Origin of the sequence: Psychrobacter arcticus 273-4, from assembly GCF_000012305.1 — a bacterium.
GTDB classification, from domain to species: domain Bacteria; phylum Pseudomonadota; class Gammaproteobacteria; order Pseudomonadales; family Moraxellaceae; genus Psychrobacter; species Psychrobacter arcticus.
In genome coordinates this window covers 1,983,293-1,996,732 of record NC_007204.1, presented here as the reverse complement: position 1 = coordinate 1,996,732, position 13,440 = coordinate 1,983,293, and the positions used below count along the sequence as shown (strand labels likewise).

Annotated in this window: 10 protein-coding genes and 2 tRNA genes; 7 read left to right on the top strand and 5 right to left on the bottom strand. The window is 42.5% G+C overall.

What is annotated here, in order from left to right:
- Positions 1–25: 25 nt before the first annotated feature.
- The gene (locus PSYC_RS08380) at positions 26–1,006 is read left to right on the top strand and encodes an NERD domain-containing protein (protein WP_227500323.1); all 981 of its coding nucleotides are present in this window, start codon (positions 26–28) and stop codon (positions 1,004–1,006) included.
- Between the two features lie 49 nt (positions 1,007–1,055).
- On the opposite strand, the gene PSYC_RS08375 is transcribed toward PSYC_RS08380, so the two are convergent.
- From PSYC_RS08375 to PSYC_RS08365, 3 genes are all read right to left on the bottom strand, one after another.
- The gene (locus PSYC_RS08375; RefSeq protein WP_011280878.1) at positions 1,056–2,699 is read right to left on the bottom strand and encodes a GMC family oxidoreductase; all 1,644 of its coding nucleotides are present in this window, start codon (positions 2,697–2,699) and stop codon (positions 1,056–1,058) included.
- Between the two features lie 221 nt (positions 2,700–2,920).
- Positions 2,921–3,247: a DUF779 domain-containing protein gene (locus PSYC_RS08370; protein WP_011280877.1), complete on the bottom strand. Its 327-nt coding sequence runs from the start codon at positions 3,245–3,247 to the stop codon at positions 2,921–2,923.
- A 255-nt stretch (positions 3,248–3,502) separates the two neighbouring features.
- Entirely contained in the window at positions 3,503–5,029 is a 1,527-nt protein-coding gene (locus PSYC_RS08365; protein WP_011280876.1) for an acetaldehyde dehydrogenase ExaC, read from the bottom strand.
- Between the two features lie 286 nt (positions 5,030–5,315).
- On the opposite strand from PSYC_RS08365, the gene PSYC_RS08360 reads away from it, so the two are divergent.
- The 3 genes from PSYC_RS08360 (at position 5,316) to PSYC_RS08350 (ending at position 8,792) form a co-directional block, all read left to right on the top strand.
- A complete protein-coding gene (locus tag PSYC_RS08360; RefSeq protein WP_011280875.1) occupies positions 5,316–7,277 on the top strand; it encodes an AAA family ATPase in 1,962 nt (653 codons plus the stop codon).
- 156 nt (positions 7,278–7,433) lie between these two features.
- On the top strand, positions 7,434–8,609 hold the full coding sequence (locus PSYC_RS08355; RefSeq protein WP_041757744.1) for a type I glyceraldehyde-3-phosphate dehydrogenase: 1,176 nt from the start codon (positions 7,434–7,436) through the stop codon (positions 8,607–8,609).
- A 92-nt stretch (positions 8,610–8,701) separates the two neighbouring features.
- Positions 8,702–8,792: transfer RNA gene (locus PSYC_RS08350), tRNA-Ser, on the top strand.
- Between the two features lie 480 nt (positions 8,793–9,272).
- On the opposite strand, the gene PSYC_RS08345 is transcribed toward PSYC_RS08350, so the two are convergent.
- Together PSYC_RS08345 and PSYC_RS08340 are read right to left on the bottom strand one after the other, a co-directional pair.
- Complete coding sequence (locus PSYC_RS08345; RefSeq protein WP_011280873.1) at positions 9,273–9,602, bottom strand: hypothetical protein; 330 nt, start codon at positions 9,600–9,602, stop codon at positions 9,273–9,275.
- Between the two features lie 193 nt (positions 9,603–9,795).
- Positions 9,796–9,871: transfer RNA gene (locus tag PSYC_RS08340), tRNA-Asn, on the bottom strand.
- Between the two features lie 313 nt (positions 9,872–10,184).
- Here PSYC_RS08340 and PSYC_RS08335 point away from each other — a divergent pair.
- From PSYC_RS08335 to PSYC_RS08325, 3 genes are all read left to right on the top strand, one after another.
- Positions 10,185–10,673, top strand: coding sequence for a M48 metallopeptidase family protein (locus tag PSYC_RS08335; RefSeq protein ID WP_011280872.1), 489 nt, complete (start codon positions 10,185–10,187; stop codon positions 10,671–10,673).
- Positions 10,674–10,921: 248 nt separating this feature from the next.
- Positions 10,922–12,682 (top strand): TrkH family potassium uptake protein, encoded by a 1,761-nt coding sequence (locus tag PSYC_RS08330; protein WP_011280871.1) that lies wholly within the window; start codon positions 10,922–10,924, stop codon positions 12,680–12,682.
- Between the two features lie 50 nt (positions 12,683–12,732).
- Positions 12,733–13,434, top strand: coding sequence for a potassium channel family protein (locus tag PSYC_RS08325; RefSeq protein ID WP_011280870.1), 702 nt, complete (start codon positions 12,733–12,735; stop codon positions 13,432–13,434).
- Positions 13,435–13,440: the final 6 nt, after the last annotated feature.

Sequence of the window (13,440 nt, the reverse complement as noted above, 5' to 3'; positions counted from 1 at the left end):
TGAAGATAAAACAACCATGTCCCTCATGTCCAGCTTTAAAGGTGTCTTAGGCGAAACGGTCATCAACGTAGCCATGTGGCTAAAGCTTGAGAAAGACCTTTATCACCGTTTAAATAATATTACTTTACCATTAGCCAATGGTGGTAGTACCCAAATCGACCATGTCATTGTCTCTAAATATGGCATCTTTGTCATCGAAACCAAAAACTATAAAGGCTGGATATTTGGTAATGAAAAGCAAAGACAGTGGACGCAAGTCATTATGGGTCGCAAGTATAAATTCCAAAATCCTCTACGTCAGAATTATCTGCATATTAAAACGTTAGCAGATTTATTAGACTTAGAGATGAGTCACTTTCATTCGATGATTGCGTTCATCGGTGAGTGTGAGCTGAAAACACGCGATGAGTTGCCGGAGCACGTATTGACGAATGGTATGGTGTCTTACATTAAAAGAAAGCAGGATGAGATATTAAGCGAAGATGAGGTTCAATCTATTGTTGCCCAGATTGAAAATAATAGATTTAGTAAGTCATGGCGCACCAATCAAGCGCATAAAGCCTACTTAAAGGATAAGCATAGCCAATCCGATAAGCCTTTGAGCAGTCATCGTAATACAAAACCAGTAGTGAAGCCTGTCCTTAAACCTGCAATTAGAGAGGTTGCCAAAAGTAGAGAAGTTATGCGCTGGTCTGGTCAAACGGAGGTTGAATCTAGCGACTTACCAATTGATAGTCTGAATCCTCAGCAGATAAGTTCGCCGCATGATATTGCTGATAAAGTTTTTCTCACACCCTTTGAGGTTATAGAGACTGAGCCACAAGTGCATTACCCTGCGACACTTGTGGCGATGGACAATATAGCTCATTTCATCCAAGCACCAACTTGCCCGAGATGTAATAGTGAAATGGTCAAACGCGTGACAAAAAAAGGCGCGCGCCAAGGTCAGGAATTTTATGGCTGTCTTCAATTTCCAAAATGTCGCGGGATAGTCAATACAAATTGAGCCCAAAACAAATGTTGCTTTTGAACTCAATTCATTACTCCACTGTCATTTAAGCAGGAACTGTCTTATCGTGCACGTGATTTGCCTTGATAAGGTCTGCTATTTTTTCAGCAATCATAATCGTCGGTGCATTGGTATTACCACTGATTAAGGTTGGCATGATTGAGGCATCTATTACCCGTAATCCATTTACGCCCCGTACTTTTAATTCCAAATCGACTACTGAATTGCCGTCTGAGCCCATACGGCAAGTACCAACAGGATGGTAGATGGTATCTGACTTGTTGCGGATAAAGCCAAGCATACCGTCTTTTTCGATATAGGGGGCAGGATAGTCCTCAGTGATGTATTTAGCCAGTGGCGACTCTTGCATAATGGCTCGCGTACGTTCAGCACCAGCCACCATATACTCTACATCTTTTGGGTGTGAGAGGTAGTTTGGATCAATCAATACAGCGTCAGAGGGGTTGGCTGAATCAAGTCGGACTGTACCTCGGCTTTCAGGGCGCAGGTAGCAGCTGTGACAAGAGATGGCAAAACCACGTCTGAGATCACGTCCGTGTTCAATCACGCGGGATATGACAAAATGCAGCTGGGTATTTGGCCATTCTTTTGGATCGTCACCAACACTGAAGAACGCGCCCGCTTCTGCATAATTGGTAGAGAGCAAGCCTGTACCATCCTTTCTCCACTGCCGAATGCTTTTGGCCAATGTCGAAATCGTCGCCATACCAAGACCGATAACATCGGTAGTATTGACCTCGTAATCAAAGACGACGTCTAAATGATCTTGTAGATTACCGCCAACGTCGGGTGCATCTACCAACACATCGATGCCATGAGATTGCAAATGCTCGGCAGGACCAATACCTGATAGCATCAGAACCTTGGGTGAGCCAAAAGTGCCACCTGATAAGATGACTTCGTGACGCGCCATAACCGTATGTTCGACGCCATCTTTTTCATAAGCGATGCCAACGGCTTGTTTGTCTTCAAAGATGATACGATTGGCTTGTGCATGGGTAATAACGGTTAAATTGGGTCGGCTCTGTACAGGATGCAGATAAGCGGCAGCAGCGGAGCAGCGTTGACCTTGTTTTTCGCCATGAAAATGAGTGACTTGATATAAGCCTGCGCCGTCTTGTTTTTTGCCATTAAAGTCTACGTTATGATCTAAACCATTGGCAACAGCAGCTTCTACAAAAGCTTTTGAGATATCACGCGGGCTCAGTAAGTCACTGACGTGCAGTGGTCCACTATCACCATGCAGCTCGTCGCTACCGTGGATGTTGTTTTCTGCTTTGATAAAGTAGGGAAGCACCTCATCAAACCCCCAGCCTGTGCAACCTTGCTCAACCCAGCGTTCATAGTCTAAAGCACTGCCACGGGTATAAATCATGGCATTGATAGCCGATGAGCCGCCCAAACATTGACCGCGCGGTTGAAAGCCGTGGCGGTTATTGAGATGCGTTTGTGGGGTAGTGTGAAAACACCAGTTGTTTAATTTCAGCGGCTTACCTGGAACCATCAAAATCAGTCCAGCAGGTACGCGAATGGCAAGATCTTTGCCTTCACCACCATATTCTAATAAGCAGACACTGATGTCTGGGTTTTCTGTTAGCCGACTGGCAAGCACACAGCCAGCCGAACCACCACCAACGATGACGTAATCAAAGTTTCCATCAAGTTCCATTTTATATTCCTTGTAGCATCCATGCTTAGTAAAACGTGCTCGTTAAAACGCGTTTATTGAAATAGGTTACGCTTTAGAGTATCTATTATTTTACTGCAATAATGAAGTAAAAATGACTACAGGGTGTCAGGTTGTTATAAAATCACATATAAATCAAATTCTTATAAAATCAAAAATGGTGATGTAGCAAGTCTTATATCTTATTATTCGTTAGTCAAAGGTTAGACCGCACAGACTTCTGAACGCACAATGAATCGCTTCCCTTCGGGTATCTCAAGTGAAAAACTGGCACCGCGTCCGTCGACTACATCAATGGTCAGATCAGTATGCTGCCATAATGTATGTTGCGCTTTACCCATATAAAATGGACAGCCGACCAGCTCACCGATGAGTACATCTTGTCCGCCCACTTTGAATTCACCCAATGGATAACACATGGGAGAGCTACCATCGCAGCAGCCGCCCGATTGATGAAACATCAGATCACCATGTTTAGATTTTAGTAGCTCGATTAATGCTTTGCAGGACTCTGTCGCCGTGACTTTCATAATAATTTCCTTATAATTTATGGATATAGTCGTTGAAAAGTAATATCGATACAACACGTATTGCTGGTGCAAATTTTTCTTGCTTGCTGTGCCTACGCAGACAGAGGCTGCAAAAAATTTACACCAGCAATACGGTAGCGACTTTAAAGTATTTCAACTATAGCTCATTGTTATCAATGCTTTATTAAAGAAAAAATGCAACCTACCTTGCGATAGATTGCATTTATTTATCTAAAATCAGCGTACAGTTTTAGATTAAAAGAAGCCCATCGCTTTAGGACTATATGACACCAGCATGTTTTTGGTTTGCTGATAATGATCAAGCATCATCAGATGGTTTTCACGACCGATACCAGACTGCTTATAACCGCCAAACGCAGAATGCGCAGGATAGAGGTGATAGCAGTTGGTCCACACGCGACCAGCTTTAATGCCACGACCGAAACGATAAGCACGAGTACCATTACGCGTCCATACACCAGCACCAAGACCGTATAAGGTATCATTGGCGAGAGCCATTGCTTCTTCATCGTCTTTAAAAGTAGTGACGGCAAGCACAGGACCAAAGATTTCTTCTTGGAACACGCGCATATCATTGGTGCCTTCAAAGATAGTCGGCTGCACATAATAACCGTTTGCTATATCGCCATCATGTTTGGCAAGTTCACCACCCACAAGGACTTTCGCGCCTTCTTTCTTACCGATATCTAGATAAGATAGGATTTTTTCTAACTGATCTGAGCTGGCTTGGGCGCCGATCATGGTATCGGTATCGAGCGGGTTGCCCATTTTGATGGCTTTAACGCGGGCGATACAGCGTTTCATAAATTCATCATATATGCTTTCGTGAACGAGGGCGCGTGATGGGCAAGTACAGACTTCGCCTTGGTTCAGCGCAAACATGACCAAGCCTTCGACTGCTTTATCTAAGAAGTCATCGTCTTCATCCATGACATCGGCAAAGAAGATGTTTGGACTTTTGCCACCCAGCTCTAGCGTTACTGGAATGATATTTTCACTGGCGTATTGCATGATTAAGCGACCAGTGGTGGTTTCACCAGTAAAGGAAACTTTATCAATACGTGGATTAGAAGCGAGTGGCTTACCAGCTTCAACACCGAAGCCGTTAACGACGTTTAATACGCCTTTCGGTAGAATGTCCGCTGCGCCTATTACATCAAGCATGTACAAAATAGAAGCAGGGGTTTGCTCGGCAGGCTTGAGGACGACGCAGTTACCAGCTGCAAGAGCAGGGGCAATTTTCCAAATCGCCATTAGAATAGGGAAGTTCCAAGGAATAATTTGACCGACGACACCTAGAGGTTCATGAAAATGATAGGCGACTGTATCTTCATCAATTTGGCTAATGCCGCCTTCTTGAGCACGGATCACGCCAGCGAAGTAACGCAAATGGTCGATGGCGATTGGAATATCAGCGGCAAGGGTTTCGCGAACTGGTTTACCGTTTTCATAACTCTCGGCGATGGCGATTTTTTCGAGATTGGCTTCGATACCGTCGGCAAGTTTGAGCAACATATTAGAGCGTTCAGTGACACTGGTTTTGCCCCATGCATCTTTGGCGGCATGAGCGGCATCTAGCGCAGCTTCAACATCTGCTTCTTTTGAGCGCGCGATCTGACAGAAGGTTTTACCGTCGATTGGACTTGAGTTGTCAAAGTATTCGCCATCGATTGGCGCGACCCACTCACCATTGATAAAGTTGTCATACTTTTTGCGGAATTGGACGGGACTGTTTTCAGTATTGGGATAAGCGTATAACATGAACGATTCCTTGTTGTGTAATATTATTATATAGACAGACCTACTTGGCCATCCTGACCAAGCTTGACTCTATCATACTGAGCTTTAGCGTCGAGCGATAATAACTTTTTATAATGATATTTTTTTATTATATAACTTAAAGTTATGTGATGTAGGGTGGTTAAAGTGGTTCGAAAAATGGATGTAGCTGTTATAATCATAAATACTTTGAGTGGTATCAAGTTACTACGGCTCTCTAAGTTTCTATTTTACGACTTTTCTTATTATTACTAATTGGTTTGGATATATGCGTCAATCTTCTGCTCTTAATATTTTAAAAACAGGTCAAAATGTCTTTTTGACGGGCTCAGCAGGTGCAGGTAAGACTTATACTCTTAATCAATATATCGATTATCTGCGTGCGCGTCGGATACCGGTTGCTGTTACCGCGAGTACAGGTATTGCCGCCACTCATATGAACGGCACAACGATTCATAGCTGGTCAGGTATCGGCATCAAGGATGAGCTGACAGATCGTGATTTGACCAATTTATCACGCAAACAGTTTTTGGCAGATCGATTAAAAGATACCGCAGTATTGATTATTGACGAGGTATCGATGCTGCATGCCAAGCAGCTCAACTTGGTTAGCCAAGTACTTAAGCATGTGCGTAAAAACGACAAGGCCTTTGGTGGTATTCAGGTGGTCGTGGCAGGGGACTTTTTCCAGTTGCCACCGATTGGCAGTAAAGGCGAGAGCAATCGTGAGAAGTTTGCTTTTATGTCTGAAGCGTGGCTCGATGCCAAGTTCCATATTTGCTATCTCTCTGAACAGCATCGGCAAGTCAGTGAAGCGGCTAATGGCAGACTTGATTTGGATGATATTCTCAATCAAATTCGCCGTCAAGAAGTGACCTTTGAGGCGATTGCTGCTTTAGAAGCTACCTTTGATCAAAATGTCGATATCAAGCGTACGCGCCTTTATACTCACAATCTCAATGTTAATAAAATCAATGACAAAGAGTTGGCTGATTTATCTGGCGAGGTGATGCGTTTTGAAGCCACGTCTGTTGGCGATAGTAAATTGGTTGAGACCCTGAAAAAGACGGTTCGTACTCAAGATGACTTAGTATTAAAAGTTGGCTCAAAGGTAATGTTTATCAAGAACAATACTGAGCTTGGCGTGTCTAACGGTACGATGGGCGAGCTGATTGGCTTTGCTGCTGTCAAAATTGATGATAGCAAGGACAATAGTGATGATTTGATAGCAGAAGACGATGATATTGGTAGCGATACAGACAGTGATGCTAGTAACGAGAAACAGACTGCTAAAAACGCAAAAAACAAAGCCAAAAAAGATAAAGACAGTGATAAAAAGCATCCAAAAACCAAAAAGCCGACGACACAAAAAATGCCAGTAGTTAGGTTGAATACTGGGCGTGAGGTTATCGCTGAGCCAGAAGAGTGGATCATCGAAGATGAGACAGGGGATGTGCTGGCGAGCTATGAGCAAGTGCCGCTGTGTCTGGCATGGGCAATTACCATTCATAAGTCACAAGGTATGACGCTCGAAGCCGCTGAGATTGATTTGTCACGCACCTTTGAGCTTGGGCAAGGCTACGTGGCATTATCGCGACTGAAGTCTTTGGCAGGCTTGCAGCTGCTGGGTATGAATGACATGAGCTTGCAGCTTGACCCACTAGCACGGGGTGCGGATAAGCGGTTTTTAGTGCTTTCTGATGAGGCTGATGCCAATTATGCGATGCTTGATGAAGAGAGTATGACGCAGGCACACGAGAAATTTATTCTTAAATCAGGTGGTACATTAAGTCAGTCGGTGATTGATGCCTATGCGAATCTACAAAAAAAGCGCCACGAGCAACAGCAAGCGCAAATAGGGAAAAAAAAGAAACTTGGCAATCAAGTCTCTGATAAGTCAGATAATACCTTGCTCGCTACGCGACTATTACTAGAAGAGAGCTTGTCAATCGCTGAGATATCGCAAGCGCGTCAGCTGTCACAGGCGACTATTATGCGTCATATTGCTGAGCTGAAATCTCAAGATCCAAGCCTTGTTTGTGACCATTTGCGACCAGCAGATGAGGTCATGACGGCAGTGGGCAATGCTTATGTGGCCATTAAAGTTGCTAATAATCCAAATGACTTCAATGATGACGGTAGTATTAAGCTACGTCCGATATTTGAGTATTTAAAACAAAGCGCTGATTACAATACCATTCGTTTAGCATTGATATTTATTACCCCGTAGTAATTTTTAAGTCATAAGTACTTTTTAAAAAAATGACTCTTTTATCTGTAACTGTTTTATTCTCGACTGCCTATATTCTGCGTGGCTCTTTTTTGATCAGCCGATGGCATTCAATTTTAGCCTTCATTGTTATTTCTATTACAGCGATAATTTGTTATGCCTGACTTTTCTAGTGCTACGTACCGCTTGACGTCTAATCCTGCTACAGCAGAATTTCATATGACCAGTGACCAGACTAAGCCTTTGCGAGTTGCTATCAATGGTTTTGGTCGTATTGGTCGCAATGTATTGCGCGCACTGCTAGAGCGCTTTGAGGTGCTAGGATGTGCCATTCATGTAGTGGCGATTAATGATTTGGCACCGGCTGAGACGCTATTGCATTTACTGAGATTTGATAGCACGCATGGGCGTTTGAGCCAACTGGGCGTGACCGCTGATATCGTACAAGATGGCATCACCGATCATCAGCAAAAGCCCTGCGCGACAGCAAAAAATGACATTCAGCTGTGCTTGACCAAAAATAACCTTACTTACGGCATTCGTTTATTGTCACGAGCTAATCCAGAAACACTGCCATGGAAAGACTTGCAGGTCGATGTGGTGCTTGAGTGTACTGGTCATTATCGCTCATATGAGCAGGCAAGCTTGCACATAGAGGCGGGCGCTAAACAAGTGATTATCGGCGCGGCACCCTTTGACCATGTCGATGCTTGTATCGTGATGGGTGTCAATAGCCACACCTTAACGCGCGATTTGCCTATTATCTCTAGCGTCTCTTGTACCACTCAGGCGCTCGTACCGCTCATCGATACCCTTGACAAGGCATTTGGCGTTGAATCGGCTATGATGACTGAGATTCATGCAGTGACCGCCGATCAAACCGTGCTTGACCAAGCACACCGTGACCTAAGGCGCGCGCGAGCGTCCGGCTATAATATCATTCCAACTACTTCAAGTAGTATTGCTGCTACAGAGCGTGTGCTACCTAATATGGTGGGCAAGATAAACGGTCACTCTATTCGTGTGCCAACGATTGATGTCGCTGCGATTGATGTAACGTTTGTATTTGAAATGCCAAACGTCAGTATTGAAGCGATACGTGACGTTTTAAAGTCAGCGAGTCAGGCACATTTAGCGACTATCATGGACTATACAGAGGAGCCACTGGTATCAAGTGACTTTATCCATCAGACTGAGTCACTGATTATCGATGGACAGCAACTGATGCAAGTGGGCAATCAATACAAGGTTTTTGCTTGGTATGACAATGAATGGGGTTATGCTAATCGCATGCTCGATATGTGCTTGCATCTTGCCTCAAATAAGCTTTAGATAAGAAATTAAAAGCTGTTGAGAAATTAATTTAACTTTTTTGAGATAACTGCTTGCATTCTCATTTCAGATCGCTATAATGATGCACAAATGGAGACGTGGCAGAGCGGTTGAATGCACCGGTCTTGAAAACCGACAAGGGTTAATAGCCCTTCGAGAGTTCGAATCTCTCCGTCTCCGCCAAATTCGAAAAGCCCTAATCAGTAATGATTGGGGCTTTTTTTATGCGATGTTTCTACAGGTTTTAAAACCTTCGTCTTATTTCGGTAGTAAGTCGTCAAATTCAATTTTTTGTCCGTCCACTAACATCATTTTGCCTTCAGTAATCTCGATGCTTACCCCTTTGTTATCTGGCTAGGATCCACTTGCGCCTGCGAGCAATCAAAGAAGACAGGGAGCAGCCCCAAGCTCACGGTCAATACCATAACTTTGTTTAAATGTTTATATAAACCCATCATCTGATACCTCCATATGAGCAGTGACAGTTGTTATCTTAATGTTATTGTATCTAGCGGTTGTGTATGTTTATTTATCGCTAAAAGAAGAAGGTGAATGCAGTATTATTGATCGCAAAAAAAAGACCAAGCACCGTTAGGTTAACTCAGTCTTTATTAATGCTTCGAATATTAGATGCTTAAACGATTAAATTTGCAAACGCTACTGCTACTTATTTTCTTGAAGCTCAGACAATGAATGGGTGATATTATTATTATGAGTCACCACAATCGCCTCATCAATAATGCGCTGGCTCACGCCTTTTTTGCGTAACGTCTCAATAAAAACCTCATCATGGGCAAGCGTATAGTCTTGATGGTCGCGGTCAAGACCTTGACGGATATATAGTCGAATTAAGCCTTGAATACGTTTAAACCCAAGCTCTGATGCGGTCGTCGTTAAAAGCTCAATCATCTCTTCAGATAGGCGAATACTGATAGGGCGCATGATTTTTTGCGGATGATCAGAAAACTTATTTTTTATACGTATAGGTATCATAATAAACCATTACTATTAGTGAGTAGGAATAAAGCACTCAGGCAAAACTGACTTAGTCATATCTCCCCTTACCATACAACAAAAGTCTCCAAAAGAACACCGATGCTGTATTAATAGCCGTATTAATGAGATGTTAGTAAATGTGAGCCAAAAAAAACCTCCATCAAATAAGTGATGAAGGTTTTTTCGTATATGGCTCTCCAACCTGGGCTCGAACCAGGGACACACGGATTAACAGTCCGTTGCTCTACCAACTGAGCTATTGGAGAATAATTGGTAATAACCACAAGTTTTACAAAGGCTTTAATAAGCGCAATGGCTTGTCTTGTTTGCGTTATGTGGGGCACATTTTAGCCAAGTAGTCATGGGCTGTCAACCTTATTATGAGATTAATTATAAATCTAATCATAATTGTGCAAATATCGACCATAACACCATTATTTCGTCTATTTTAATAACATGTTGATGACTCAATTATAGAATAACCACTATCTATTTGAGCAAACTATCAAAGCAAAAAAATATCCTTACCGTATAATTGATATATAAAAATATAGTGCATAAAGACAAAGGACAAAAGCAGTGACCACTTTAAAATATATTGCTCATTATTCTGAGCACATCCAAAATCAAGCTGCCATGTTGATTAGTAGTGGCAAACTGGGCGATTATTTGGATAAAAACTATCCCGAGAGACACCAAATCCAAAACGACAAAGCGTTATATCATTATATTAATGACATAAAAAATCAGTATATGCGCAAAAGCAATCCATTGTCTCAAGTGACTTATAACAGTAAGCTCACAGTGCTCAAACATGCGCTGGGCATTCATACTTATCAGTCTCGCGTGCAAGGCAGTAAGCTTAAATCTCATAATAGCATTACGGTCGCAAGCTTATTCAAAGAGGCACCGCCTGAGTTTTTGCGTATGATAGTCGTCCATGAATTGGCGCACTTTAAAGAGCAAGAGCATAACAAAGCGTTTTATCAGCTGTGTTGTCATATGGAGCCTGATTATCATCAGTTGGAGCTGGATACGCGTTTGTGGTTGCATTGGCGCGAATGCTAATCTATCGTGGTTGGCATAATCAGATGGATGAGTAGGATAAGCTATGAGGGCGTCAGTACAACAAGGGGCTGCGGTTAATTTATTTATGCGCTTTTTCGAAAATAACCACTCGACAAGTAATCATTCTAAATATTTTACTGACTGATGCCAGCACACATAACTGGTTACGATTATCTAAAACTACGGTTAGTATATGACAGAAAAAAGGAGTATAAGTATTCCGGTTATTTGTTTTTTGGATATAAGCTATGTATGTGGGCATACCGTATCGTTTATTGAATAAATTTATCGTTGTAATCAGCCTTATTGGTGTCGGTGTCGCCTTAATTGACAGTGGTTTTACATTGTCCGCTTGGCTACAACAACTGTTTCACCTGTTTTATATGAGTATTATTTTACTCAGTTTTGTCACTACGCTAAGACGTTATATACGTCCAAAAATACGCCTGACGGTTAATAAGGTGGCTGTCTTTGATTTGCTGACCAGCATTGCAATTTTAATCTTGCTGGTCCTACATTTTACTGAATTGTTTCAATCTGGATTGTCTACGCCGGCTGATGGTTTCATTGCTATCAAGATTGCCGTACTGGTCACTTTCATCCGTGAAATATCGGACAATAACTTCAGTCTCAACCGAACATTTTTAAACCCTGGTCAGTTTTTTATCTTAAGTTTTTTATCGGTGATATTGGTTGGATCATTATTGCTAATGATGCCAAATGCTACGAATCAACCCATCTCCTTTATAGACGCATTATTTACTGCGACCAGCGCCGTCTGTGTGACGGGGCTCATTGTTGTCGATACCGCGACCCATTTTACTACCTTTGGACAAGTGATTATCCTAGGTCTCATTCAAATTGGTGGTCTCGGCATCCTAACTTTTGTGACTTATTTTAGCTACTTTTTTAAAGGTGGTATCAGTTACGAGACCCAGCTTAGTATCAGTGAGATGACGTATTCGCCACGTATGGGTGATATGGTGACAACCTTAAAGTCTATTTTATATGTCACCTTTGGTATTGAAGCGCTGGCGGCAATCCTGATTTATATCAGTATTTATGACTTGGCAGGAATGAGCGTATTTGAGCGTTTATTCTTCTCAATATTTCATGCTGTTTCGGCATTCTGTAATGCTGGATTCTCTACTTTTAGTGCGGGGTTATACGATGAGTCACTGCGCTTTAATTATCCTTTGCAGCTGATTATCAGTATCACCTTTTTATTTGGTGGTATGGGTTTTTTGATTGTTGTTAACTTGCTTCGTTATCTGCGCTACCGTATGCAAAGAGCGCTTTGTCGTGATGGACAGCGCTATGCCTACCAGCCGTGGCTGCTGAGTATCAATAGTCGAATCACTTTGATCACCTCGGGTGCTTTGCTGTTAGTAGGGCTGATTGGGGTGATGATGTTTGAATACCATGGTGTGTTGGCTGAGCACAGCAGTTGGTATGGCAAGCTGGTAGCGGGTCTTTTTACTGCTGCGACCCCGCGAACCGCAGGTTTTAATAATATTGACATGAATGACTTGGCTTTCCCAACCATCATGCTGACTATTTTTTTGATGTGGATTGGCGCATCTCCAAACTCTACTGGTGGTGGTATTAAAACCAGTACCTTTGCCATTGCTCTACTAAATACGTTGAGTTTGGCGCGTGGACAGACCAAAGTTGAAGTGTTCAAACGTGAAATTGCAGATAACTCTATTCGCCGTGCGTTCTCTATTATGTGGCTGTCCTTATTGGTCATTGGGCTTGGCGTGACTTTGATCAGTTATGATCAGCCTGAGCTTGATTTGATTAAAGTGATATTTGAGTGTTTTTCGGCTTATAGCACGGTGGGCTTAAGCTTAAATCTGACCACGGAGCTATCCACTTTTAGCAAACTTGTGGTCTCATTCATTATGTTCGTTGGGCGTGTCAGTATGTTGACGATTTTTATTGCCTTACTGAAAAATAGACATGAGCGTAACTACCGTTATCCAACGGAAGAGATTACTATTAACTAACCCGTCCCATCGCTATCACTATAGTATAGAGGTGAGTGAAAAGGAGTATTATGAAATTCATTATCGTAGGTTTGGGCGGTTTTGGGTCTTCGCTTGGTATGGCGCTGACCAGTCAAGGTCATGAGGTGATTGCTATTGATAGCAGTATGGAAAAGGTCGAAACTTATAAGAAAGTGATTACCCATACGATCTGTATGGATGCGACCGATGAATATACAGTCAATGGTCTACCGATTAAAGATACCGATATTGTCGTAGTAGCTATTGGTGAAGACCAAGGTGCCAATGTCATGGCGACAGCACTTTTTAAAACGCTAAAAGCGCGGCGTTTGATTAGTCGTAGTATCAATCCACTACATGAAAAAGTCCTACAGGCGATAGGGGTGGATGATATTTTTCATCCTGAAAAAGAGGCGGCAATGCGCTGGGAAAAACGGCTGTCCTTGCGTTATTTTGTAGACTCGTTCGAATTGAGTGACAACTTTAGTATTGTCGAAATTAGCATTCCTACCGATTTGATTGGTAAAACCATTGGCGAGCTACAGCTTGAACATCGATTTAGCATCAAATTGCTCAGTACCATGCGTTATGAGCATTATCAAGACAGCTTCGGTCGTATGCAAACCAAGCCAAATATACAAGGCTTGGCAGCACCCGAACAAGTGCTACAAGATAATGATGTGCTGGTCATTTATGGTGCTAATAAACATATTAATAAGTTTTTACGTAGTGTTGGGGTTAAAGCTTATTAAATAAGG

Excerpts from the sequence above, each read along its gene's own strand:
- PSYC_RS08380 (WP_227500323.1), top strand. The coding sequence starts at position 26 with ATGTCCAGCTTTAAAGGTGTCTTAGGCGAAACGGTCATCAACGTAGCC.
- PSYC_RS08375 (WP_011280878.1), bottom strand. The coding sequence starts at position 2,699 with ATGGAACTTGATGGAAACTTTGATTACGTCATCGTTGGTGGTGGTTCG.
- PSYC_RS08370 (WP_011280877.1), bottom strand. The coding sequence starts at position 3,247 with ATGAAAGTCACGGCGACAGAGTCCTGCAAAGCATTAATCGAGCTACTA.
- PSYC_RS08365 (WP_011280876.1), bottom strand. The coding sequence starts at position 5,029 with ATGTTATACGCTTATCCCAATACTGAAAACAGTCCCGTCCAATTCCGC.
- PSYC_RS08360 (WP_011280875.1), top strand. The coding sequence starts at position 5,316 with ATGCGTCAATCTTCTGCTCTTAATATTTTAAAAACAGGTCAAAATGTC.
- PSYC_RS08355 (WP_041757744.1), top strand. The coding sequence starts at position 7,434 with ATGCCTGACTTTTCTAGTGCTACGTACCGCTTGACGTCTAATCCTGCT.
- PSYC_RS08345 (WP_011280873.1), bottom strand. The coding sequence starts at position 9,602 with ATGATACCTATACGTATAAAAAATAAGTTTTCTGATCATCCGCAAAAA.
- PSYC_RS08330 (WP_011280871.1), top strand. The coding sequence starts at position 10,922 with ATGTATGTGGGCATACCGTATCGTTTATTGAATAAATTTATCGTTGTA.
- PSYC_RS08325 (WP_011280870.1), top strand. The coding sequence starts at position 12,733 with ATGAAATTCATTATCGTAGGTTTGGGCGGTTTTGGGTCTTCGCTTGGT.